Origin of the sequence: Sphingopyxis sp. GW247-27LB (assembly GCF_002277025.1) — a bacterium.
GTDB lineage: Bacteria > Pseudomonadota > Alphaproteobacteria > Sphingomonadales > Sphingomonadaceae > Sphingopyxis.
Genome location: NZ_NIWD01000011.1, coordinates 169,472 through 190,967 on the forward strand (window position 1 = coordinate 169,472; position 21,496 = coordinate 190,967).

General features: G+C 68.0%; 19 protein-coding genes. 6 read left to right on the plus strand and 13 right to left on the minus strand.

Annotation, left to right across the window (positions count from 1 at the left end; all coding sequences use genetic code 11):
• Nucleotides 1–40 precede the first annotated feature (40 nt).
• Entirely contained in the window at nucleotides 41–928 is an 888-nt protein-coding gene (locus CD928_RS16805; RefSeq protein WP_141237182.1) for a hypothetical protein, read from the plus strand.
• A gap of 68 nt (nucleotides 929–996) precedes the next feature.
• Here the strand turns inward: CD928_RS16805 and trmFO are convergent, their stop codons facing one another.
• Entirely contained in the window at nucleotides 997–2,346 is a 1,350-nt protein-coding gene (gene trmFO / locus CD928_RS16810) for a methylenetetrahydrofolate--tRNA-(uracil(54)-C(5))-methyltransferase (FADH(2)-oxidizing) TrmFO (protein WP_095388245.1), read from the minus strand.
• Between the two features lie 121 nt (nucleotides 2,347–2,467).
• On the opposite strand from trmFO, the gene CD928_RS16815 reads away from it, so the two are divergent.
• Nucleotides 2,468–3,133 (plus strand): lysoplasmalogenase, encoded by a 666-nt coding sequence (locus CD928_RS16815; RefSeq protein WP_095388285.1) that lies wholly within the window; start codon nucleotides 2,468–2,470, stop codon nucleotides 3,131–3,133.
• Here the strand turns inward: CD928_RS16815 and CD928_RS16820 are convergent, their stop codons facing one another.
• From CD928_RS16820 to gyrA, 4 genes are all read right to left on the minus strand, one after another.
• On the minus strand, nucleotides 3,134–3,595 hold the full coding sequence (locus tag CD928_RS16820) for a host attachment family protein (protein WP_095388246.1): 462 nt from the start codon (nucleotides 3,593–3,595) through the stop codon (nucleotides 3,134–3,136).
• 51 nt (nucleotides 3,596–3,646) lie between these two features.
• On the minus strand, nucleotides 3,647–4,501 hold the full coding sequence (locus CD928_RS16825) for a TauD/TfdA family dioxygenase (protein WP_095388247.1): 855 nt from the start codon (nucleotides 4,499–4,501) through the stop codon (nucleotides 3,647–3,649).
• A gap of 74 nt (nucleotides 4,502–4,575) precedes the next feature.
• Entirely contained in the window at nucleotides 4,576–4,884 is a 309-nt protein-coding gene (locus CD928_RS16830; protein WP_095388248.1) for a DUF952 domain-containing protein, read from the minus strand.
• Complete coding sequence (gene gyrA, locus CD928_RS16835) at nucleotides 4,881–7,628, minus strand: DNA gyrase subunit A (RefSeq protein ID WP_176473615.1); 2,748 nt, start codon at nucleotides 7,626–7,628, stop codon at nucleotides 4,881–4,883. Before gyrA ends, CD928_RS16830 begins: the two co-directional genes overlap by 4 nt.
• Nucleotides 7,629–7,861: 233 nt before the next feature.
• On the opposite strand from gyrA, the gene CD928_RS16840 reads away from it, so the two are divergent.
• From CD928_RS16840 to CD928_RS16850, 3 genes are read left to right on the plus strand one after another with little or no spacing between them, the layout of a single operon-like run.
• Nucleotides 7,862–9,076 (plus strand): hypothetical protein, encoded by a 1,215-nt coding sequence (locus CD928_RS16840; protein ID WP_095388249.1) that lies wholly within the window; start codon nucleotides 7,862–7,864, stop codon nucleotides 9,074–9,076.
• Nucleotides 9,077–9,134: 58 nt separating this feature from the next.
• On the plus strand, nucleotides 9,135–10,118 hold the full coding sequence (locus tag CD928_RS16845) for a hypothetical protein (protein ID WP_176473616.1): 984 nt from the start codon (nucleotides 9,135–9,137) through the stop codon (nucleotides 10,116–10,118).
• Entirely contained in the window at nucleotides 10,115–11,485 is a 1,371-nt protein-coding gene (locus CD928_RS16850) for a sensor histidine kinase KdpD (RefSeq protein WP_095388250.1), read from the plus strand. Before CD928_RS16845 ends, CD928_RS16850 begins: the two co-directional genes overlap by 4 nt.
• Before the next feature lie 54 nt (nucleotides 11,486–11,539).
• Here the strand turns inward: CD928_RS16850 and CD928_RS16855 are convergent, their stop codons facing one another.
• A complete protein-coding gene (locus tag CD928_RS16855; protein WP_095388251.1) occupies nucleotides 11,540–12,826 on the minus strand; it encodes a citrate synthase in 1,287 nt (428 codons plus the stop codon).
• 37 nt (nucleotides 12,827–12,863) lie between these two features.
• Nucleotides 12,864–14,300, minus strand: a complete 1,437-nt coding sequence (gene gltX, locus CD928_RS16860) for a glutamate--tRNA ligase (protein ID WP_176473618.1) — start codon at nucleotides 14,298–14,300, stop codon at nucleotides 12,864–12,866.
• 130 nt (nucleotides 14,301–14,430) lie between these two features.
• Here gltX and CD928_RS16865 point away from each other — a divergent pair, with 130 nt between their 5' ends.
• The gene (locus CD928_RS16865) at nucleotides 14,431–16,548 is read left to right on the plus strand and encodes a ComEC/Rec2 family competence protein (RefSeq protein WP_255247220.1); all 2,118 of its coding nucleotides are present in this window, start codon (nucleotides 14,431–14,433) and stop codon (nucleotides 16,546–16,548) included.
• Here the strand turns inward: CD928_RS16865 and lexA are convergent.
• The 6 genes from lexA to CD928_RS16895 form a co-directional block, all read right to left on the minus strand.
• Complete coding sequence (gene lexA / locus CD928_RS16870; protein WP_095388253.1) at nucleotides 16,502–17,185, minus strand: transcriptional repressor LexA; 684 nt, start codon at nucleotides 17,183–17,185, stop codon at nucleotides 16,502–16,504. The two genes, CD928_RS16865 and lexA, sit on opposite strands and share 47 nt — an antisense overlap.
• Before the next feature lie 65 nt (nucleotides 17,186–17,250).
• Nucleotides 17,251–18,441 carry a gephyrin-like molybdotransferase Glp gene (glp, locus tag CD928_RS16875; RefSeq protein ID WP_095388254.1) on the minus strand — a complete coding sequence of 397 codons (1,191 nt, stop codon included), beginning with the start codon at nucleotides 18,439–18,441 and terminating at the stop codon, nucleotides 17,251–17,253.
• On the minus strand, nucleotides 18,438–18,911 hold the full coding sequence (gene moaC / locus CD928_RS16880; RefSeq protein WP_095388255.1) for a cyclic pyranopterin monophosphate synthase MoaC: 474 nt from the start codon (nucleotides 18,909–18,911) through the stop codon (nucleotides 18,438–18,440). The genes glp and moaC overlap by 4 nt, the downstream gene beginning before the upstream one ends.
• 214 nt (nucleotides 18,912–19,125) lie before the next feature.
• Entirely contained in the window at nucleotides 19,126–19,911 is a 786-nt protein-coding gene (gene trpC, locus CD928_RS16885) for an indole-3-glycerol phosphate synthase TrpC (protein WP_095388256.1), read from the minus strand.
• The gene (gene trpD / locus CD928_RS16890; protein ID WP_095388257.1) at nucleotides 19,908–20,906 is read right to left on the minus strand and encodes an anthranilate phosphoribosyltransferase; all 999 of its coding nucleotides are present in this window, start codon (nucleotides 20,904–20,906) and stop codon (nucleotides 19,908–19,910) included. Before trpD ends, trpC begins: the two co-directional genes overlap by 4 nt.
• A complete protein-coding gene (locus CD928_RS16895; protein ID WP_095388258.1) occupies nucleotides 20,903–21,493 on the minus strand; it encodes an aminodeoxychorismate/anthranilate synthase component II in 591 nt (196 codons plus the stop codon). Before CD928_RS16895 ends, trpD begins: the two co-directional genes overlap by 4 nt.
• Nucleotides 21,494–21,496 lie beyond the last annotated feature (3 nt).

A 21,496-nucleotide genomic window follows, 5' to 3' on the forward strand; every position in this document is an offset into this window, starting at 1 on the left:
CAGAGCCACCGATGCGAGCGTTGCGACGGAAAGGGTATGATTGACGATGCCCCAATGGATTTTCTTCACTCCCCTTCTGTGGGTTCTTGGTTTTGTGGTGGTTTCCATCTGGTATCGCCGCTCGAAGGGCGAGCCCATTTTCCCTCGGCTGCCTGACGACGCTGAGTTCGGTGAGAAGGGATGCTCTGGACGATCGCTCAAGAGCCCATTGTCGAAGATTGGCGGCGCTAGCCGATGCCTTCTCGTGGCGGTGCGAAAAGGGCAGCTGATCATAACGCCTCAGTTTCCATTCAACCTCATGTTTCTGTCTGAGATTTACGGGCTAGATATCAAGGTACCGGTTGGCACCGTTGCCTCTGTGAAACCAATGTCCTCGCTATTCCAAAAGGCACTACGAATCGAATTCACTCGCGGCGGACCCGCGCCGCTTGAGGTGGTGCTGCATGATGAGAAAGGGTTCGAGCGAGCGATCGGTTCGCGCGTTACGGTGCCCGGCGATCGCGAGCTCAAAGAGAATGTTGGCCGACGAAAGAACCGCACCTTTTTGTTTGCTCGTGCTTTCTTTGCGATTTGGGGAGCGGGCGCTTTGTTTGCCGCAGTTACCGGTCTTCAAGATGATCAGCGATTTCGGCGAGATGGGATTGCCACCATGGCAACATACGTGAACCCGGATCAATCTCTAGATCACCAGATTGAAATGGGTGTTCTGCAATATGAGGTCGATGGGGTCCTTTATCGCGTGAACTCTATTTATGGAATCGGTCTGTTCGAAGTGGGCGAGCAGGAAAAGGTCTATTACTTGCGCTCAAACCCGCAGGAGGCTCGCCAAGATTCCTATTCGAATTTCAACATGCTTTGGCTCGTGCTCGGTTCGATCGGCCTGTCTGTGTCAATCTTCGGTGGCATGGTCGCCAAGAGGATTTGGTAACTCAAGCCGGTCAAAATGACGTTGCTCCGAAACGTCCGCTCTCCACCCCAAAGCGGCCGCAACGGCCCCTAGGTGACCACGCCATCGGTCAGCTTTATCCATTCGGCGAGCGCCTCGCCCGCCCGTCTCGTGTAGCCGAGTTTGCGGTCCTTTTTTCGCACATCCTCCGCGAGCGGCGGGAAAAGGCCGAAGTTGACGTTCATCGGCTGGTAGCTCGCGGCGTCCGCGCCGCCGGTGATATGCCCGAGCAGCGCGCCGAGTGCGGTTTCGGGCGGCGGCGGGGGCAGGGTGCGGCCGGCGAGTTCGGCGGCCGCGAAGCGCGCGGCGACGAGGCCGATCGCGGCGCTTTCGACATAGCCTTCGCAGCCGGTGATCTGTCCGGCGAAGCGGATATGCGGCGCCGATTTGAGCCGAAGCTGGCCGTCGAGCAGCTCGGGCGAGCGGATGAAGCTGTTGCGGTGGAGCCCGCCTAGACGCGCGAACTCGGCCTTTTCGAGACCGGGGATGGTGCGGAACAGCTCGACCTGCGCCGCATGCTTCAGCTTGGTCTGAAAGCCGACCATGTTCCACAGCGTGCCGAGCGCATTGTCCTGGCGAAGCTGGACGACGGCATAGGGCCAGCGCCCGGTGCGCGGATTGTCGAGGCCGACGCCTTTCATCGGGCCGAAGCGCAGCGTTTCGCGGCCGCGTTCGGCCATCACCTCGATCGGCATGCAGCCTTCGAAATAGGGGGTGTCGGTCTCCCAGTCCTTGAAATCGGTCTTGTCGCCATCGACGAGTCCCTGGACGAAGGCGTGATATTGATCCTTGTCCATCGGGCAGTTGATATAATCCTTGCCGTCGCCGATCGGCCCGACCTTGTCCCAGCGGCTCGCCATCCACGCGACGTCCATGTCGATGCTGTCGCGGTAGACGATGGGGGCGATCGCATCGAAGAAGGCGAGGGCATCCTTGCCGGTCGCCGCGCCGATGCTCTCCGCGAGACCCGCGGCGGTGAGCGGACCGGTCGCGACGATCGTCATGCCTTCGGGCGGCAACGTGTCGATGCGTTCGCGGACGACGGTGACGTTCGGATGCTCCGAAAGCAGCTTCGTCACGCCGCCCGAGAAAAGATCGCGGTCGACCGCGAGCGCCGAACCCGCGGGCACCTTGGTCGCGTCGGCCTCGCGCATGATGATCGAGCCCAGCGCGCGCATCTCGCGGTGGAGCAGGCCGACGGCATTGCTGTCGCCGTCGTCGCTGCGGAAGCTGTTCGAGCACACCATCTCGGCGAGCGTGTCGCCTTGGTGCGCCGGAGTCATGTCGCCGCCGCCGCGCATTTCGGACAGGCGGACGCGATAACCCGCCTCGGCAAGCTGCCACGCCGCCTCGGAGCCCGCGAGACCGCCGCCGATGATCTGAATGTCGTGGTCCGCCATATCCTATCCGTTTGACTTGCGTTCGGTTGCCCGCGCATTGAATGACTTGAACGGGACGAGAGATCGATAACAGGCACCGCGCACTAGGCGGGTTCGGAACAAGATGCAAAGGGGGCAGATGATGTCGGGCGAACAGGGCTGGGATCGGGCGCGGTGGTTATGGTGGCTGGCGCTCGCCGGCGGGATCAGTTTCTTCGCGGCGGTGTACCAGCGACTCGACGGGCCGCCGATCTGGGCGTGGAAGACGAGCGGCGTTGCCCTTCTCGCGCTTTGGGCCGCGGCGAACGCGCGCGAAAGGAATGGCTGGCTGATCGCCGCGGCGCTCGGTTTCGGAGCGCTCGGCGACTGGCTCCTCGACGCGAAGGGGCTCGAGACCGGGGCGGTGGCTTTCGTGATAGGGCATGTCGTCGCGATCATTCTGTACCTGACCAACCGGCGGCCCGCGACGACGGTGTCGCAACGTCTGCTGGGCTGGCTGGTGATGCCGGCGACGCTGGTGATCGTGTGGGGCATGCTGAACCCGGCGCCCGGCTGGTGGCACGCCGCCGTCTATTCGCTGTTCGTCGCGGCGATGGCTGCCGCGGCGTGGACCAGCCGCTTTCCGCGCTATCGCACCGGCATCGGCGCGATGCTGTTCCTCGCGAGCGACCTGTTCATCTTCGCGGGCGAGGGTGGCATGCTCTCGAAAGACGTCACGATGTGGCTCGTCTGGCCGCTTTATTTCGGCGGGCAGGCGCTCATCGCATGGGGGGTGGTGTCGACGCTGTCGAAAGAGGCGCGCGCCTGATCAGGAAGGCGGAGCCGGCTCGCCGACAAGCAACGCCTCGATATCGGGGATCGGCCGGTCGGTCATTTCCTTGACGTGCTCGCCGACGAGGCGGGCGGTCACTTCCTTGTGCCAGAGCGGACGCAGTTCGCCCATGGTGCGGGCCGGCGCGATTACCACCAATGCGTCGAATGCGCCCGCCAGCGCCATCGCATTGACTTTTTCGGCGAGATCGCGCGCGAAGCGGTCCTCTTCCTGCTGATGGAAATCGGGCTCGGTCATCGTTCCGCCGGCGAGACCGGTTCCCGCGGGCGCGGGCGACTGGCCGGCGGGCGCGGTCTTGATGTCGCTGTCCTTGCGATCCTCGCGCGCCCGATGCGACTGGGTGCGCAGGTCGATCTGCTGGTCGTCGCCGTGATTGCGCAGGAACAGCGCCTTGCGGCCATCGGCGACGAGGACGAGCGTGTCGTGAGCTAGGGTCATGGTCGGGCTCCTTCCTGCAGGAGCAACGCATGGCTTATGCGGAGGGTTTCGCTATCCGTCCCACGCCGCGATCGTCGTGCGGTGAAGCAGGCGGTCGTAGCCCTCGTAGCCGCCGGTCGCGCGGTGGAGGACCGAGCGATTGTCCCACATGATCAGCATGTCGGGCTCCCACTGGTGGTTATAGCGGAATGGCTCGCCGCCCTGCCAATGCAGCAGTTCGTAGAGCAGAGGCAGCGCCTCCGCATCGTCCATGCCCTCGATGCCGATGATATAGCCGGCACAGCCGAACAGCCCCTCGCGGCCGGTTTCGGGATGCCTGCGGATGAACGGGTGCGCCTGCGTCGCCAGCGCGTCTTCGCTGGAGCGGATATCCATGCTTCGGCCCCCGATGCCTTTGGGGTCCCTGGCGCCGTACATGCCCGAAGGCGCATAGCCACCGCGCGCGCTGTGGATCGCGTTGCGGCCCTCGATGCGCCGACGCAGTTCGGCGGGCATCGCGTCGAGCGCCGCATGCTGGTTCGCGAAATCGGTGTTGCCGCCGACGGGCGGAATGGTGATGCCGAACAGACAGGTGCCCGCGGGCGGCCGCGCCTGGAAACTCCAGTCGCTATGCCAGTTTTCGGCGAACAGCGGCGCGGTCTCGTCGGCCTTGCGCTTCACGGCGATGATATGCTTGCGGCCCGGAATGGGCTTGATGAAGGGATCATCACCGAAGCCGCCGAAATAGCCGGTGAAGCGTTCGAGATCGTCGTCGTTCATCGCCTGATCCGGGAAGGCGAGGACATGGTGGTCGAGCCATGCCTTGCGAATGTCGGCGACGGTTTCGGTGGCGAGCGGCTGTGTCAGGTCGACGCCGGTCACGCGCGCACCGCAGGCTTGGCCGCTGGGGGCGATGGTGATCGTCATGGCGCGATGCTGCGCCGTTTGGTGCAGGGGGTCAATCGGAAGCTATCATCACGCCCGTACAGGGGCGCGGCGCATCAATCCCGCCTGCTGAGCCCCACGACCACGTGCATCGGCAATTCGCCATAGAGATGCGGGAAGAGGGCGCCGCCGCGCGCTTCTTCCCACCGGACCATCTTTTCGAGCTGCGCGAGGTCGACCTCGACGATCCGCAGGTCGCTTTGTCCGGCGAAATGCTTTTCGAGCGTGCCTTCGAGTTGGTCGGCGGTCGACAGATGGATATAGCCGTCGGCGACATCGACCGGCGCGCCGCGGAAGACGCGCTCGCGCTCGAAATCGGCCCATTGCTGGGCGGTCAGTATCTTGAAGGCGGTGGCGGCGGTCATTCGCCGCCCGTCTCGCCGGTCGCGGTTTCGGTTTCCGTCGCCGCGCTCTCGTCGCCCGCTTCCTCCTCGCTCTCCTCGATCAGCGCTGCCGAGACGACATGCTCGCCCTCGGCGACGTCGAACAGGCGTACGCCGGCCGAGCCGCGCCCGATGACGCGTAGCGAATCGAGCCCCATGCGAATGAGCTTCGCCTGGTCGGTGACGAGCATCAACTGATGCGCCTGCGTCGCGGGGAAACTCGCGACGACGGGCCCGTTGCGGGCGATATTGTCGATATTGGTGATGCCCTGGCCGCCGCGGCCGGTGCGGCGATATTCATAGGCCGACGACAGCTTGCCATAACCGCCCGAGCAGACGGTGAGGATGAATTGCTCGCGGCCCGACAACTCGGCGAAGCGTTCCGCCGACATGTTCGGCGCGCCTTCCTTTTCGGCCTTCCACGGTGCGAAGCGCAGATAATCCTCGCGCTCCTCCTGGTCGCGCATTCCGCCGCGGTGGAGGATCGACAGCGAGATGACCTCGTCGTCTTCCTTGGCGAGCTTCATTCCGCGCACGCCGGTCGAATTGCGGCTCTGGAACTCGCGCACCTCGTCGCCCGCGAAGCGGATCGCCTTGCCCTGCCGCGTCGCGAGCAGGACGTCGTCATTGTCGCCGAGCAGCGCGACGCCGATCAGCCGGTCGTCCTCATCCTCGCCTTCGAACTTCATCGCGATCTTGCCGTTCGACGGGACGTTGGTGAAGGCGTCCATGCTGTTGCGGCGCACGCTGCCCTTCGCGGTCGCGAACATGACGTGGAGCTTGCCCCATTCGGCCTCGTCCTCGGGGAGCGGCAGCACGGTCGAGATCGTCTCCCCCTGCGCCAGCGGCAGCAGGTTGACCATCGGCCGCCCGCGCGTCGCGGGTCCGCCCTCGGGGAGGCGCCACACCTTCATGCGGTAGACCTTGCCGAGCGTCGAGAAGAAGAGCACCGGCGTGTGCGTCGAGGTGACGAACAGTTCGGTGACGACGTCCTCGTCCTTGGTCGCCATGCCGGCGCGACCCTTACCGCCGCGCCTCTGCGCCCGGAAGGTGTCGAGCGGGGTGCGCTTGATATAGCCGTCCATGGTGACGGTGACGACCATCTCCTCGCGCTCGATCAGATCCTCGTCGTCGATGCCGTCGGCGGCGGGAGCGACGAGCGTCTTGCGCGGCGTCGCGAATTCGTCGCGCACCGCGACCAGTTCCTCGCGCATCACGCCATAAAGCTTCACGCGATCCGCGAGGATCGAAAGCAGTTCCTCAATCTCGGCCGCCAACTCCCCGAGTTCCTTGCCGATTTCATCGCGGCCGAGCGCGGTGAGGCGGTGGAGGCGGAGGTCGAGGATCGCCTTCACCTGCACTTCGGACAGACGATAGGTGGCGCTGTCCTCCATCTCGCCATCGATCGCTTCGACGAGGCGGATATAGGGCGCGATCTCGCCGATCGGCCATTCGCGCGCGAGCAACGCTTCGCGCGCCGCGGCGGGCGAGGGCGAGCCGCGGATGATGCGGACGACCTCGTCGAGATTGCTGACCGCGACGACGAGGCCGAGCAAGATGTGCGCGCGGTCGCGCGCCTTGGCGAGTTCGAATTTGCAGCGACGGGTGATCACCTCTTCGCGGAAGGCGATGAAGGCGGTGAGAATGTCCTGGAGCCCGAGCATCTCGGGGCGGCCGCCGCGGATCGCGAGCATGTTCGCGGGGAAGCTCGACTGCGCCGGCGTATGGCGCCAGAGCTGGTTGAGCACGACCTCGGCGGTCGCGTCGCGCTTCAGCTCGATGACGACGCGCACGCCCTCGCGGTTCGATTCGTCGCGGATATCGGCGACGCCCTCGATGCGCTTGTCGCGCGCCGCCTCGGCGATCTTCTCGACGAGGCCCGACTTGCCGACCTGAAAGGGAATCGACGTTAAAACAATCGACTGGCGGTCGTTCCTGCCTTCCTCGATCACATGCGTCGAGCGCATCATGATCGAGCCGCGGCCGGTGGCGTAGGCGTTGCGCGCGCCGCCCTGGCCCAGCATCATCGCGCCGGTCGGGAAGTCGGGGCCGGGGACGATCGCCATCAGCTCCTCGAGCGTGATCGGCGCGCCGCCTTCGAGTTGGCGGTCGATCATCGCGAGGGTGGCGTCGACCACTTCGCCGAGGTTGTGCGGCGGGATGTTGGTCGCCATGCCGACCGCGATACCGCCCGCGCCGTTGACGAGCAGGTTGGGGAAGCGCGCCGGGAGCACGGTCGGCTCGTCGCGGCTCGCGTCGTAATTGGGCTGGAAGTCGACGGTATCCTTGTCGAGGTCGTTCAGCAGCACCATCGCGGTCTTGGCGAGGCGCGCCTCGGTGTAGCGCATCGACGCCGGCGGATCGGGGTCCATCGAGCCGAAATTGCCCTGGCCGTCGATCAGCGGAACACGGAGCGACCAGTCCTGCGTCATGCGCGCGAGCGCATCGTAGATCGCGCTGTCGCCGTGCGGGTGATAATTACCCATCACGTCGCCGACGATCTTCGCCGATTTCTTGTACGGACGGCCCGGAACGAAGCCGCCTTCCTGCGCCGCGTAGAGGATGCGGCGGTGCACCGGCTTCAGCCCGTCGCGCACGTCGGGGAGCGCGCGGCTGACGATCACGCTCATCGCGTAATCGAGGTAGGACGTCTTCATTTCATCGACGATATTGATCGGCGAAACGCCGTCCTCGGACGGCTGCACAGGCGTATTTTCTTCGGTCAAGACCCGGCCTTTTTGGTTCTTTCGGGAGGTGGCACCGGACTAGCCGATGGCGGGGGAAAAGGCCAGCGATTCGGCCTGATTCGGGCAGATTTTTTCGCGGGTGCGGGTGCGGTAGAATCGCGGCTTCTTCGTCGCGTTTCATGGCGTCATGACGGCTGACAAGCGGCTTGCCAATCGCGGATGCCGCCGTAAAGCTCTCGCGCGATGAGAGCTTTTCCGCCCGGTGCCGCCCCATGGCCCTGATCGCGCTGGTCGGCGCCAGCGAAACCTTGCCCGACGGAGGGCTGCGCGCGCTCGTTTCGATCGCGGGCGAGACGCTGATCGAGCGGCAGGCGGTGCGGCTCGCCGACGTCGGCGTCACCCATATCGCGGTCGCGGTGGGCGCGGTGCCCGCCGAACTGCTCGCGACCTGCGACCGCATCCGCCGCCGGGGGATGCGGGTGACCTCGGTACGCACGGCGTCCGACCTGATGGCGCTCGTCGAGGAGGACGACCGGATCATCCTAGTCGCCGACGGGCTGCGCGCGGGCGGAACGCACTATGCGGCGATCGCGAAACCCGGGACGCCGGCGATCCTCGTTACCGGCGACACCGTGTTGACGCAGGGGTTCGAGCGGATCGACGCGACGCGACGCTGGGGCGGGCTCGCCTGTATTTCTCCGCCGATGGTCGCCGAGCTCGCGGCGATGCCGGGCGAGTGGGACATGATGCTGACCTTGCTCCGCCTCGCGGTGCAGGCGGGTGCGCGGCGGCTCTATTGCGAACCCGCCCTGTTCGAACAGGGCGAGATCGCGATCGTCGCCGACCGTCCGACCGCGGCGCTGATCGAGCAATCGAGCCTGCAGCGGGTCGAATATGGCGGGATGGGCCTGGGGCGGTCGGCGATCATGATGCCGCTGGTGCGGCTCGCCGGGCCGCTGCTGGTCAAATCGCCCGCGACCGCGCGCTATCTGCCCTATGTCACCGGCCTTCTGTGGGTCATCGTCGCGTTGCTCGCTGCGAGCGGGCTCGCCGCCGCGGGCGCGCTCGCCGCGGTGTTCGGCGGTCTCGGCCTCGCCGCGATGCGTTTCCTGTCGGCCTTTCGCGCCGAAAGCGCGGGCCAGGACCGTTGGCGCGAGATCATCCGCACCTTCGCCTGGGTGCTGCTCGCCATCTTTCCCTGGCTGCTGTCCCTGGCCGGGGCCGAGCACAAGGCGCCGCCGTTCGCCGAGGCGGCGCTCGCCCCATGCCTCGCCGCCGCGATCCTGCTGGCGCGCTGGCTCTATGAGGATTCGGGAGAGAAGCGTCGCTTTCACTGGCTGCTGCCCGATGCCGACCAGGCATGGATCATGCTCGCGCCATCGCTGCTCTTCGGCTTCGCGGCGCCGATGTTCGCGATCCTGCCGCTGCTCGCGCTGCTTCAGATCCTGCTGTGGATCCGCCTCGCGCGGCGGCCCGAAGCGCGTTAAAACAACGTCCTTGAAGGTTTAGAGCGCGTTAACGCCATGCTGCTATTGGCGATCGTGCATGCGTGATCTCCTCGCCTCGCCCGGCACCGGACTGCCGTCGCTGCCTCTGTCGGCGCGCCTCAAGGAAATGGCGGATTATCTCGCCGCTCCGGGCGCGGCGCGATTGACCGAGGAACAGCGCGCGCTGGCGCTCGGCATCGCGCGGCGGCTGGTTGCCGACGTCGCGGCGCGGCTCGATGCGGCGATCGATCCGGCAACGCTCTGGCTCGATTGGATCGAGGGCGGGCTACCGGGCGCCGAGCGGCTTGCCGCCCCCTGTTTCGCTCGCGCCGAGGAGCATCGCTGGCGCGAGCAATCGGCGCTGCGCGCCGCGCCGCCGCGGATTCCTTCGCCCGAAGAAACGGCCGGCGCGGACGAAGCGGACGGCATGCCGGCCGTGGACGCGCCGATGACCGATATCGATCGCGGCTATCTGGCCTTGCAGATCGCCGACCGGCGCCGCACCGACGCGCTGGGCAATCCCTGCATCGCGGTCGCGGATCTCGATGCCGACCTGTTTCGCGCGTTGCTGCTCGATATCGCGGCCTGGCGGCTGGTCGAGCTGGGAAAAGCCGGGGCGGAAGCGGCGCGGCTCGGCGATGCGGTGCGTGCCGCGCTGGCCGCGCAAGCGGGCGAGGCCGGGATCGACGCGGCGGCCGCGCGCTGGCATCGCGCGCTTGAAGCCGAGGGCGCGCTCGCCGAGGCTGCTGCGGCGACGATCGCGCGGCACGACTGGCCCGCGCTGATCGCGCTCGCCGCGGCCGCGCATCGCCGCCGCTATGGCGAGATGGCGCTGACGCTGCTGACCGCGGAAACCGCGGCGTTGCCGTCGCTGCTCGCACCGCTGCGCGTCGACCGGATGGCGCTCGCGCCGCTCGAGGCGTCGCTGACGCTGCTGCCCGGCCGCACGATTTCGGGCGGCGGGGCGGCGGATGAGGATTATGCGGCGCTGCTCGCAGCCCGCGCCGAGCGCGTGGCGCCTCCACCGGATGGCGAAGCATGAGCGCGCGCATCGTTCGTGGCCGGATCGACCGAGCGGGCACGCTGGTCAGCGCCGATGCGCCGCTGCTGCGCCTCCAGCAGCGCGCGGGTGCGGGACTCGAAAAGCCGCTGGCGCTGCCGCATCTTGCGCGGCTCGTCGCGCTCGCGCAGCGGCTCCAGCGCGACATCAGCCGGCCACTCCACGCCGCCGACGATCACAGCGACGTCCACGCGCTCGTCCGCATCATTCCCGACGCCGACGGAGCCAGCCTCGAAATCAGCGATTGGCGAACGCGTCCGGTAGCGCAGCCGCAGGCCCCGCCCCATGGCACGCCGCCGGCCGCAGCCGGCGGCTGGAGCTGGGAGTGCGACGCCCGCCTGCGCCTGATCGCGCTGCGCGCCGGCGTCGAGGCGCCGCCACCCCCGGCGGGCTGGGAAGGACGGTCGCTGTCCGAGCTGTTCGAGCTTCAGCCCGATGGCGACGGCCATTTCGCCGTGCTGCGCGCGCTGGCGCGCCAGGCGCCTTTCGAAGCGCAGTCCGCGCGTATCGACGCCGCTGGCGGCCGCGCCGCGACGACGCTCTCCGGCGATCCGTTGTTCGATGCGGCGGGGGGCTTTACCGGGTTTCGCGGCGTGGCCATGCCCGCCGATTCGCGGCGAGAAGATGCCTCGGGGCGGTCGCTGGCCGACCCCGCCTTCGGGTCGCTGCCGCTGTCCGATCCGCAGTTCGGCCGCCGGATCGACGGCGCGCTGCGCGGACCGCTGAGCCGGATCATCGCGACCGCGGAGACGATCTCGGGGCAGTTCGACGGCCCGATCCGCGCCGATTATGCGCGCTACGCCGGCGACATCGCCCATGCGGGACGCCATCTGCTTGGCCTCGTCGATGATCTCGCCGATCTTCAGAATATCGAGCGCCCCGGCTTCAAGGCCGCGCGCGACGAGATCGACCTTGGCGACCTCGCGCGCCGCGCGGTCGGGCTGCTCGGGATGAAGGCGGAGGAAAAGGGCATTCGGATCGACGCGCCGCGTACCGACGATCAGGCGCCCGCTTATGGCGAGTTCCGCCGCGTGCTGCAGGTGCTGCTCAATCTGCTCGGCAATGCGATCCGCTATTCGCCCGAAAATTCGCTGATCTGGATCCGCGTCGACCGCGAGGACGACCGGGCGACGGTGACCGTCGCCGATCAGGGGCAGGGGATTTCGGTCGATCAGCAGGCGGTGGTGTTCGAAAAGTTCGAACGCCTCGGCCGCACCGACAGCGGCGGCTCGGGCCTTGGCCTCTACATCGCCCGGCGGCTTGCGCGCGCGATGGACGGCGACCTTGTCGTCGACAGCGCACCGGGGCAGGGCGCGCGATTCACGCTGAGCCTGCCGGCGCGGGATTAGGCAATGAAAGCCTTCTCCCCTTCAGGGGAGAGAGCACAATATTTCTTATGCCGCTCAGCGCTTCTCCACCGGCACATAGGTGCGCTGCGTCGGGCCCGTGTAGAGCTGGCGCGGGCGACCGATCTTCTGCGCGGGGTCGGAGATCATCTCGTTCCACTGCGCGACCCAGCCGACGGTGCGGGCGAGCGCGAAGAGGACGGTGAACATCGTCGTCGGGAAGCCGATCGCCGACAGGATGACGCCCGAATAGAAGTCGACGTTCGGGAACAGTTTCTTCTCGATGAAATAATCGTCGTTGAGCGCCATGTCCTCGAGCTGCAGCGCGACGTCGAACATCGGGTCGTTGACCTTGAGCGCGGCGAACACTTCGCGCACCGTCTTCTGCATCACCGTCGCGCGCGGGTCGTAATTCTTGTAGACGCGGTGGCCGAAGCCCATCAGGCGGAACGGATCGTCCTTGTCCTTCGCGCGCGCGATATATTCGGGGATGCGCTCGGGGCGGCCGATCTCGCGCAGCATATTGAGCGCCGCTTCGTTGGCACCGCCATGCGCCGGGCCCCACAGGCAGGCGATGCCCGCCGCGATGCACGCGAAGGGATTGGCGCCCGACGAGCCCGCGAGGCGGACGGTCGAAGTCGACGCATTCTGCTCGTGATCGGCGTGGAGAATGAAGATGCGGTCGAGCGCGCGGACGACCGCCGGATCGACCTCATATTCCTCGGCGGGAACGCCGAAGGTCATGCGCAGGAAATTATGCGTATAGCCAAGGTCGTTGCGCGGATAGACGAAGGGCTGGCCGACCGAATATTTATACGCCATCGCCGCGATCGTCGGCATCTTCGCGATCAGCCGGTGGCTGGCGATCATGCGCTGGTGCGGGTCGTGGATCTCGGTCGAGTCATGATAGAAGGCGCTCAATGCGCCGACGACGCCGCAGAGGATCGCCATCGGGTGCGCGTCGCGGCGGAAACCGCGATAGAAGGTCGCGAGCTGCTCGTGAACCATCGTGTGGCGGGTGATGGTGTTGTCGAACGTGGTCAGCTCGTCGGCGCTCGGCAGTTCGCCGTTGAGGAGCAGATAGGCGACTTCCATGAAGCTCGAATGTTCGGCGAGTTCGCCGATCGGATAGCCGCGATGGAGCAGCACGCCCTCGTCGCCGTCGATATAGGTCAGTTTCGACTCGCAACTCGCGGTCGAGGTGAAACCGGGATCGTAGGTGAAAGCGCCGGTCTGGCCATAGAATTTGCGGATGTCGACGACGTCGGGCCCTACGGTTCCCGACAGTATCGGACTCTCGACGCTCTTGTCTCCCAGGGTGATCTTGGCGGTCGTGTCGGTCATGTTTCTTCCCCTGTGTGGAGGGCCAAAGGCGATGTGGCTACGCCCCTGCCGGATAATTGTGCGCTGCGTCAAGTCGCGCCAGGCTGGCGTCGCGGCCGAGCAGTAGCAGCACGTCGAAAATCCCCGGTGACACCGCGCGCCCCGTCAGGGCGGCGCGCAGCGGCTGGGCGAGCTTGCCGAGCCCGAGCTCCGCGGCCTCGGCGGTTTCGCGCACCGCGGCCTCGACACTCTCGCCGGTCCAGTCGTTCAATCCCCGCAGCCGCGCCGTGATATCGGCCAGCAGCCCCGCGGGCGCATCCCTTAGCAGTTGGCCCGCCTTTTCGTCCATCGGCAGATCGTCGGGCAGGAACAGGAAGACGGCGCCCTCGGCGATCTCGTCCAAGGTCTTCGCGCGCGGTTTGAGCGCGCCCATCGCCCGCGTCAGCAGCGCGCGGTCGGCCGCGCCGAGCGGCCGCCCGGCCAGCATTTCGACGCGCGGAGCGACGAGACCCGCGAGCCGCGCATCGTCGGCCTCGCGGATATAATGGCCGTTCAGATTCTCGAGCTTCTTGAAGTCGAAGCGCGAGGGCGAGCGGCCGACATGCGCGAGGTCGAACCATTCGACGGCCTGCGCGCGGCTGATGATCTCGTCGTCGCCATGACCCCAGCCCAGGCGGAGAAGGTAATTGTTCACCGCCTCGGGCAGATAGCCCATCTCGTCGCGATAGGCGTCGACGCCGAGCGCGCCATGGCGCTTGGACAGCTTGGCGCCGTCGGCACCGTGGATCAGCGGGACATGCGCATAGACGGGCTCGCGCCAATCCATCGACCGGATGAGCGCGAGCTGGCGGAACGCGTTGTTGAGATGGTCGTCGCCGCGGATGACGTGCGTCACCCTCATGTCGTTGTCGTCGACGACGACGCTCAGCATATAGGTCGGCGTGCCGTCGGAGCGGAGCAGGACGAAATCGTCGAGCTCGGCATTCTGCACCGTCACCTCGCCCTGGACGCGGTCGTGGATCGTCACCGCGCCCTCCTGCGGCGCGCGCAGCCGGACGACGTGCGGCGCCGCGGGATCGCCGTCGTCGCGGTCGCGCCACGGGCTGCGGACGCGGAAGGGCTGGCGCTTTTCCTGCGCTTCGGCGCGCATCGCGGCGAGTTCGTCCTGGGTCAGATAGCAGCGATAGGCCTCGCCCTTCGCGAGCAGGTCCTGCGCGACCTCGGCATGGCGGGCGGCGCGCGCGAACTGATAGACGGTGTCGCCGTCCCAATCGAGGTCGAGCCACTTCATGCCGTCGAGGATCGCGTCGATCGCCGCGTCGGTCGAGCGCGCACGGTCGGTATCCTCGATCCGCAACAGGAACTTGCCGCCATGGTGGCGCGCGAACAGCCAGTTGAACAGCGCGGTGCGCGCGCCGCCGATGTGCAGGAAGCCGGTCGGGGAGGGGGCGAAGCGGGTCACCACGGCGGCGCCGGTCGCTTGGGTCGTATCGATCTGGTTTTCGGTTGCCACCACGAAGTCTTTCACTCACTTTGCCGGTCCCGGCGGGGGGCCGGGAACGGGGATCGGGGGTGCCCCTAGCATGGCGACATGGCCGCTTCAAACGCCCATTGGCCCGCGCGGCGTGCGATGGCTGCGCCGGCTGGCCGGTGCGGTCGAGGCGCAGCTCGAGGCCGAACGCGAGCGGATCGCGCTCTGGCTCCCCGTCGCGCTCGGCGCGGGGATCGCGGGATGGTTCGCCTTGCCGGCGCGCGTGCACTGGATCGGCCTGTTGCTGCTGCTCGCGGGCGGCATGCTGACCGGCCTGCTCGCCGGGTGGCAGCGCCGGACCGGGCGCATCCTCGTAATCGGCTGCGGCGTGGCGGCATTGGGCGTCCTGCTCGTCTGGGGCCGCGCGCTGTGGGTGGCCGAGCCCGTGCTCGCCTATCCGGTCACCACGACATTCTCGGCACTGGTCGAGAGCGTCGAGCCGCTGCCCGCGCGCGGACAGGTGCGGCTGATTCTGCGCCCGCGCGGCCGTGCGGACCTGCCGCCGCGCGTCCGGGTGACGCTGCGCGGCGAGCAGGATGCGGGGATCGCGCCGGGCGAATATGCGGGCATCCGCGCGCGGCTGATGCCGCCGCCGGTCGCGAGCCTGCCGGGCGGCTATGATTTCGCGCAGCGCGCCTGGTTCGACCGGATCGGCGCGGTGGGAACCGCGCTCGGCGAGGTAGTGCGCGCGCCGGGTGCGGGCCGGGCTGGGCAGCCGCTGCGCGCGCGGCTCAGCGCGCATATCCACGATCGGGTCGCGGGGTCGCCGGGCGGAATCGCGGCGGCGCTGGTCACCGGCGATCGCGGCGCGATCAGCGATGCCGATGCCGAGGCGATGCGTCGCAGCGGCCTTGCGCATCTGCTGTCGATCAGCGGGCTGCACGTCACAGCGGTGGTCGGCTTCGCAATGTTTTTCGCGATGCGGCTGTTCGGGCTGAGCCGCCGGCTGGCGCTCGCGGGTTTCGTGCTGCCGCTCGCCGCGGCAGCGGGCGCCCTCGCGGGGGCCGGCTATACCTGGCTCGCGGGCGCCGAAGTGCCGACGCTGCGCTCGCTGATCGCGGCGCTGCTCGTCCTCGCCGCCTTCCTGCTCGGGCGCGAGGCGATTACCCTGCGTCTCGTCGCGGCGGGGGCGCTCATCGTGCTCGTCTGGCGACCCGAATCGCTCGCGGGGCCGAGCTTTCAATTAAGCTTCGCGGCGGTCACCGCGATTATCGCGCTCCACGAAAGCCGCTGGATGCGGGCCTTTCTGGCGCGTCGCGACGAGGGCCTGCCGCTGCGATGGGCGCGGGGGCTCGCCGGCCTTCTGATCACCGGGCTCGTCGTCGAGGTGGCGTTGGCGCCGATCGCATTGTTCCATTTCCACAAGGCAGGGCTCTACGGCGCGCTTGCCAATGTCGTCGCGATCCCGCTCACGACTTTCGTCGTCATGCCTGCCGAGGCGCTGGCGCTGCTGTTCGACGCCGTCGGGCTCGGAGCGCCCTTCTGGTGGATCGCCGAGCAAGCGTTGCGCGGACTGATCTGGCTTGCGCACGGCGTCGCCGACGCGCCGGGCGCGGTCGCTGCGCTGCCCGTCTTTCCGCGCTGGGGCTTCGCGCTCGCTATTCTCGGCGGGCTATGGATGCTGCTTTGGGCGACGCGCTGGCGATGGGCGGGGGCGGTCCCGCTGCTTGTCGGAGTCGCCGTGCTCGTCGCGCAGCCGCGGCCCGATCTGCTGGTCACCGGCGACGGGCGCCATATCGCCGCGGCGATCCCCAGCGGCGGCTATGCGCTGCTGCGCGACCGCGCGGGCGATTATATCCGCGACATGATGGCCGAAGCCGCGGGAACCGACGCGCCGCTGGCGGCGCTCTCCGATCTCGACCATGTTGAGTGCAACCCCGATTTCTGCCGCTGGCGGCAGGGGCGGGAGAGCGCATCCTACGTCATTCTCGCCGCGCGCGGGCGCGACCGGATCGAAGGCCGCGACATGGCGGCGGCCTGCGCGGCGGCGGACGTCGTGATCAGCGACCGCTGGCTGCCGCGCGAATGCGCCGCGCGCTGGTTGACGGTCGATCGCGACAGCCTCGCGGAAAGTGGCGGGCTGGCGCTCTATCTGGGCGAGAGGCCCGAAGCCGTCGCCGCGCTACGCGCCGGCGACGAACATCCGTGGCGTCGCCCGTCTCAGGTCAGTGGTAACGACGAAGCAGTCCCGAAAGCCGCCCTTGCACCATGACGCGCGCCGCTTCGTAGCACTGCGGTTCATAGGCGCTGTTCGCGGGGTCGAGGCGGATCATGCGGCCTTCGCGGCGGAAATATTTGAGCGTCGCGTCCTGCCCGTCGACCAGCGCGACGACGATGTCGCCTTCGCGCGCCGTGTCGGCTTTCTGGATCAGCGCGTAATCGCCGTCGAGGATGCCCGCCTCGATCATCGAGTCGCCCGACACTTCGAGCGCATAATGCTCGCCCGAGCCGAGCAGCGCGGCGGGAACCGAGAGCTGATTGTGGTCCTCGAACGCCTCGATCGGCACGCCGGCGGCGATGCGGCCGTGGAGCGGAACTTCGATGATGTCGTTCGCGGCGATCGGGCGGAGCGCCGGGGCGGGCTTGCGCAGCGGCACCACGACATCGCGATCGTCGCGCACAACTGCCTTGGCCGCCTCGGGGAGCTTCAGCACCTCCAGTGCGCGGGCGCGGTTGGGGAGGCGGCGAAGGAATCCCCTTTCTTCCAAGGCGCTTATCAGGCGGTGTATGCCCGATTTCGACTTGAGGCCGAGCGCTTCCTTCATCTCCTCGAACGAGGGCGAAATGCCGCTCGCGTCGAGCCTTTGCTGGATGAAGTGGAGCAGTTCGTGCTGCTTCGCGGTCAACATCACTCGTTCTCCATGCTGCCATTGCCGGACATAAGGGGAACGATAGTGGAACAGAGCGGAACTTGTCAAGCGATGGCGATATAATCCGCCGATGCGCCCGCCGCGCGCGCGGGGGCGCCGGCCTCGCGGACCAGTAGGGCGTTGGCGGCGACGAGCGGGAAGGTCTGGCCACTGTCCTGCGTCGCGAAGGGCGTCAGGCCGCCCGCATCGAGGCGCGCGCGCAGATAGTCGCGCCGCTCGCCGCCGGCGGCCAACGGCGCGGCGAGCGGCGCCTGACGGAGCGCCGGCAAGGAATCGCGCGCGCCCGCGAGATGGCGAACGAGCGGGAGCAGGAACAGCGTCGCCGTGACGAAGGCCGAGGCGGGGTTGCCGGGAAGCCCGAGAAAGGCCGCGGCGCCGATCGTCCCGGCGATCAGCGGCTTGCCGGGGCGCATCGCGACCTTCCAGAAATCGACCGCGCCGCCGGCGTCGGCGAGCGCATTCTGGACATGGTCGTGGTCACCGACCGAGGCGCCGCCGACGGTTACGATGACGTCGTGACGTCGCGCCAACTCCTTGAGAACATCAGCAATAACCGTGCGATCATCGCGGGCGTGAAGCGGCAGGCCGACCGCGGCGGCCTCGTCGCCGAGCATCGCGGCGAGCATCGCGCCGTTGCTGTCGGGGATCTGCCCGATGCCGAGCGGATGGCCCGGCGCGACGAGTTCGTCGCCGGTGGTGAGGATCGCGACGCGCGGACGGCGATGCACGGCCGCCGCCGGGGCGCCGGCCATGATCGCTGCGGCGATCGCGCCGGGGGAAAGGCGCGTTCCGGCGGGCAGCAGAAGCGTCCCGGCGGCGAAATCGCCGCCGCGGGCGCGGACATGCTTGCCGAGCGATGCGGGGCCGTCGCCGGTGAGCGTCAGCGCCGCGCCGTCGGCGGCGACATCCTCCTGCACCACGACCGTGTCGGCGCGGTCGGGGAGCAGCGCGCCGGTGAAGATGCGCATCGCCTCGCCCGCACCGAGCGCGCGCGGCGGCGAGGCACCCGCGGCGACCTCGCCCGCGATCGACCAGGGGCCGGGGAGGTCGGCGAAGCGAATCGCGTAACCATCCATCGCCGACAGCGCGGCGGGGGGCTGGTCGCGAGTCGCCACGACATCTTGCGAAAGATATCTGCCAAGCGATTCGGGAAAGGCGATATTTTCTGGCGGAAGCGGCGCGCCGAGCGCGAGGATTCGCGCCTGCGCCTCCTCGACCGTCAGGAGCGCGCTCATGCTGCGCGCCAGTCGCCCGAGCGGCCGCCGCTCTTTTCGAGTAGGCGGATGCCCTCCAGCACCATCGCGCGGTCGAGCGCCTTCGCCATGTCGTAGAGGGTGAGCAGCGCGACCGAGGCGGCGGTGAGCGCCTCCATCTCGACCCCCGTCGGGCCGGTGGTCGCGGCGGTGGCACGGACCGAAATGCCGTCCGCCTCCCAGGTGAATTCCACCGTCACTTTCGTCAGGGCGAGCGGGTGGCAGAGCGGAATGAGGTCGGCGGTGCGTTTTGCCGCCATGATCCCGGCGATCCGCGCGGTCGACAGGACGTCGCCCTTGGGTGCGTTGCCACTGCGGATCGCGTCGAGCGCATCGGGCGCCATGACGATACGCCCGCCCGCGACCGCGCGGCGCTGAGTGGCGGGCTTGGCGCCGACGTCGACCATGTGCGCGGCACCGGTCTCGTCGAGGTGAGTCGGTTTGTTTGGCATCGCGGGAGAGCGAAGCAATGCGGGGCGGAAAAGGCAAGGGGCGGGAGCGGTTATCGACCGGTGGCTGTCATATCCGACGTGTGCCCCGGCGAAAACCGGGGCCCAGGGCGTCGTCACGCGGCGCCGGCTTTCTACCGCTCTGGACCCCGGCTTTCGCCGGGGCACAGAATGGAATGGAAACGCCCGCTTCCCACCTCAAATCCGTCATCCTGCCTCACCCCTCCAGCAGTGCCTTCGTTGCCGCCGTGACGTCGCTTTGCCGCATCAGGCTTTCTCCGACGAGGAAGGCGTGGACGCCGCTGGCCGCCAGCCGCCGGCAGTCGGCGTGGGTGGCGATGCCGCTTTCGCCGACGAGGAGGGTGCCTGGGGGCACCAGCGTCGCGAGGCGCTCGGTGACCGCGAGGTCGGTCTCGAAGGTGCGGAGGTCGCGGTTGTTGACGCCGATCAGGCGCGAGCGGAGCTGCGCGAGCGCACGGTCGAGTTCGGCCTCGTCGTGGACCTCGACGAGGACGTCCATGCCGCGCTCGAACGCCGCGGCCTCGATCTCGCCCATCGCACCGTCGTCCAGCGCCGCGACGATGACCAGGATCGCGTCGGCGCCGATCGAGCGCGCTTCGGCGACCTGCCACGGATCGATCATGAAATCCTTGCGCAGCACCGGCAGGTCGCAGGCGGTGCGCGCGGCGATCAGATATTCCTCATGACCCTGGAACCAGGGCGCGTCGGTGAGCACCGAGAGGCAGGCCGCGCCGCCCGCGGCATAGGCGCGCGCGTGCTCGGCAGGATTGAAATCGTTTCGAATCAGCCCTTTGGATGGTGATGCTTTCTTGATTTCGGCGATCAGCCCGAAGCCGCCCGCCGCGATCTTCGCTTCGAGCGCGGCGGCGAAGCCGCGCACCGGGCCGCCGTCGACGGCATCGAGCGCGGCGACCGAGCGCGACTTGCGCCGTTCGGCGACTTCGGCCGCCTTGGTGGCGAGAATTTCGGTGAGCTTGTTCATTTATAAGCGATCCAGCAGTTGAGCAGCGCGTTGGCGAGACCCTTGTCGATCGCTTCGGCGGCTTCCTCGACCCCATCTGTCAGCGTGTCGGCCGCGCCCGCGACGACGAGCGCCTCGGCGGCGTTGTAGAGCACCGCGTCGCGATAGGCGCCGTGCTCGCCCGTCAGCAGCGCGCGGAGCGCCTTCGCATTATAGGCCGCATCGCCCCCGCGGATGGCCGAAATCGGGTGTGTCGGCAGGCCGGCATCGGCGGCCGCGCTGCGCTGCATCCGCACGCCCTCGGCGGTGATCACCGCAACCTCGTTGCCGCCCGCGAGCGACAGTTCGTCGAGCCCCTCGTCGCCCGAGATCACGCGCGAATGGTCGGTGCCGAGCTGGTGGATCGCCTCGGCATAGACGGGGACATAGGCGGGACGCGCGATGCCGATGAGCTGGCGCCGGACGCGCGCCGGATTGGCGAGCGGTCCCATCAGGTTGAAGATGGTGCGGCGACCGAGCGCCTTGCGGATCGGCATGATGCGCTTCATCGCGGGATGATGATGCGCGGCGAAGAGGAAGCAGATGCCGAGGTCGGCGAGCTGCGCCGCGGCCATATCGCTCGCGCGCGCCATGTCGAGGCCGAGCGCCTCGAGCGTGTCGGCTGCGCCCGATTTCGAGGAAGCGGCGCGATTTCCATGCTTTGCGACCGGAACTTCGCATGCCGCGACGACGATCGATACCGCGGTCGAGACGTTCAATGTATGATGGCCGTCGCCGCCGGTGCCGCAGACGTCGATCGCGCCTTCGGGAGCGTCGATCGGGATCATGCGTTCGCGCATCGCTTGCGCCGCGGCGGCGATCTCGACCATCGTCTCGCCGCGGTCGGAAAGCGCGGCGAGGAAGGCGGCGACGTCCTCGTCGCGGCCGCCGCCGTCGAGCATCGTCGCGAAGGCGTGCGCCGCCTCGTCGTGATCGAGGAGCGTGGTGGGGTCGGGGAAGGGTCCGAAGCGGCTCATGCCGCCTGCCGCTCGGTAACCGGCAGCCCCGCGATCCGCAGGAAATTGGCGAGCATCGCGTGACCGTGCTCGGTTGCGATGCTTTCGGGATGGAACTGGACGCCGTGGATCGGCAGCTCGACATGGCGGAAGCCCATGACCGCGCCGTCGTCGCTCGTCGCGTTGATCGCGAGGACCGGCGGGATGTCGACGACCTCGAGGCTGTGATAGCGCGTCGCGGTGAGCGGCGAGGGCAGGTTCGCGAACAGCCCGCTGCCGTCGTGGCAGACGGGCGAGGTCTTGCCGTGCATCAGGTGGCCGCGTTGCACCGTGCCGCCGAAATGCTGGCCGATCGCCTGATGGCCGAGGCAGACGCCGAGCAGCGGCTTTTTCGCCTCGGCGCAGGCGGCGACGAGATTGAGGCTGATCCCGGCTTCGTTGGGGGTGCAGGGCCCGGGCGAAATGAGGATCGCATCGGCGCCGCTCGCCAGCGCCTCGGCTGCGGTCAGTGCATCGTTGCGCTCGACGCGGACATCGGCCCCCAGCTCGACCAGATAATGGACGAGGTTGAAGGTGAAGCTGTCGTAATTGTCGATGACGAGGATCATGGC